This is a genomic window from Paraburkholderia humisilvae, assembly GCF_902859855.1.
GTDB lineage: Bacteria > Pseudomonadota > Gammaproteobacteria > Burkholderiales > Burkholderiaceae > Paraburkholderia > Paraburkholderia humisilvae.
On sequence record NZ_CADIKH010000266.1, the window covers coordinates 1 to 2,312 of the forward strand.

The 2,312-nt window shown below is 59.9% G+C and carries 2 protein-coding genes; one reads left to right on the forward strand and one right to left on the reverse strand.

Annotated elements, in window-relative coordinates; translation table 11 throughout:
- Positions 1-116: 116 nt before the first annotated feature.
- The gene (locus tag HV796_RS41725; RefSeq protein WP_175233477.1) at positions 117-263 is read right to left on the reverse strand and encodes a DUF3563 family protein; all 147 of its coding nucleotides are present in this window, start codon (positions 261-263) and stop codon (positions 117-119) included.
- Positions 264-573: 310 nt separating this feature from the next.
- Here HV796_RS41725 and HV796_RS41730 point away from each other — a divergent pair, with 310 nt between their 5' ends.
- Positions 574-1,896, forward strand: coding sequence for a sensor histidine kinase (locus HV796_RS41730; protein ID WP_175233478.1), 1,323 nt, complete (start codon positions 574-576; stop codon positions 1,894-1,896).
- Positions 1,897-2,312: the final 416 nt, after the last annotated feature.

Sequence of the window (2,312 nt, forward strand, 5' to 3'; positions counted from 1 at the left end):
GTCAGGTACGGAGCAGCGAAGTACCACTCTTCATTCGAGACATCTGTTGGGTATGGCCTGCGTTTTTTCATCCCGCCAGGATACCAGGTCCCGACATAAAGTGCCTAACACACCCTCTAGCCGGAATATCCGTTTTTATCCAGCCGGCGCAGGCGGCGTTCAATCTCCACCGCATCTGCCGATCCCGCAAGATAGTCGTCCAGACGGCGTTGTTCGGAGCGTTCAAACCAGTTGCCCAGCTTTTCAAGAAGGTACGCAAACATGAGGTTCTCCAATGTTTCGTGTGTGATGCACGGCGGACCGGTGACGGCGCCGCGGCTGCAGTATCGACGGGCACCGGGGCGTTGGCTTCACGCTGTTCGCTGCAGATGGAAGCAGTGGGGCTCTTCGATGGATTGAATCGTAAAGGCCGAAAATGAGCCGGAAATGAGGTCCTCGGAAACAAGCACCTGAACTCAGTGTGTCAAACCGTTTGGCACACGGGACGAGGCCGCGCATAAGGTGGCAGCGCGGCGGCAACCGCGTGCTTCACCATGGCAAACTACAACCGTCAATGCCACCAGGGAGTCCGATATGCCCGGCGCGTATGGCGCGAGATCATTGCATCGCAGGCTTATCATCGCGCTGGGCTGCGTAGCCGCCCTGGTTGGTCTGCTGGGGGCGGTTGGTACGTTTCAGGTGGTGCGGGGCCTTGCGACCGAATTCGATTCGAGTCTGCGCGATGCAGCCGCGCATGTCAGGGCGAATGCTGCCAACCCATCCGCTGCGCGAAGACACCTGCCGCCGGAGCCGGACGACCTGGTTGTGCAGATTTGGGGGGAAAAGGATGGAGCGCATCCGGGGAAGACCAGTAATCCGGACACCATCCTTCCGAGGACGGGTCTGGGCTTCTCGAACATCCAGGTCGCAGGCCAGCAATGGGATGTGTTCGCACTGGGCGCAGGAAGCGACTACATCCAGGTTGCCGAACTGCACAGTGTGCGGACCCAAAACGCGCTCAGGGTGGCGTTCTGGAGCCTGCTGCCTGTCCTGGCGTTGCTGCCGATTCTGGGCGCGACCATCGCCATCATAGTGCGGGTATCCCTGCGGCCGCTCGATCGCCTTGGACGTCGTGTAGCCAGTATTGATCTGAACAATCTGCAGCCGCTTGACGGCACCGACGCTCCGGACGAACTGCGGCCCTTCCTGGACTCCATCAACCTGATGATGGAAAGCATGTCGGTGCGCATCGATGCGGAGCGGAAATTTATCGCCAACGCGGCCCATGAGTTGCGTGCGCCGATCTCGGCGATGCAGCTGCATGTCGACAATCTGCGCAATGCGCCGGCCGGACAGCATATGGAGCGGTTGGACGCTATCCAGCGCAGCGTCCGCCGGACCGCTTCGCTGGTCTCCCAATTGTTGGGGCTGGCACGCGCAGAGACTGGGACTGTCGGTAAAGCACAAGCCGACCTGTCCTTGCCGCAGATTGCCGCGGACGTCATCGCCGATCTGCTGCCGCTCGCCATTGACCGCGGCGTCGATGTCGGCGCGACGCAGCTTGAGGATCTGGCAGTCCGGGCAGTAGAGGCCGACCTGCGGGTCCCCGTCAAGAACCTGATCGACAATGCGATCCGCTATGGCGGCGCTGGCGCACATGTCGACGTTAGCGTGTTCCGGACGGACGATAAAGCCGTCGTGCAGGTGGTCGACAACGGGCCGGGGATCGCGGCCGCCGATCTGGGTAGGGTGTTCGACCGTTTCTATCGCAGCGGTACATCCGACGAGGAGGGCAGCGGACTGGGCCTGTCGATCGCGGAAACACTGGCCGGAAATTATGGCGGTCGCGTCACACTCGCGAACCGTACCGATGGAACTTCGGGTGTCATCGCGCGCATCGAACTACCGTTGCGGTAGTCGACCGAGCCCTGGTCCAAGGTAGCATCCAATTTAGAGGTGGCCACGCAAATTCGGACAACCGGATAAGTGGGCTGACCGGGTTGCGTCTGGCGGCTTTGGTACTGCCTGACCTGATATCACTGGCTGCGCATGCCGCTAGTGGGTCTGATCTGTTGCCACCCGAACAGGCATTTCCGCTGACTGTCGCCCGGGTTCGCTTGCCCAGTCACTTATCTGGGCTGACTTCGATATGGAAATCGCTAAAGCTGCGCAATCAAGTAATGCGGCAACTGACGTCGCCAATGGTCGTGAACCTTAAACTCCTACTATTGAGTTTCCCATAAAACATGACAACCGATTCGATGCTGGCGCGTTATATCTCTAACGGATTGAATGGAGATACGCGCCATGGCAAAGAAGCCGTTGGACGAGGC

Excerpts from the sequence above, each read along its gene's own strand:
- HV796_RS41725 (WP_175233477.1), bottom strand. The coding sequence starts at position 263 with ATGTTTGCGTACCTTCTTGAAAAGCTGGGCAACTGGTTTGAACGCTCC.
- HV796_RS41730 (WP_175233478.1), top strand. The coding sequence starts at position 574 with ATGCCCGGCGCGTATGGCGCGAGATCATTGCATCGCAGGCTTATCATC.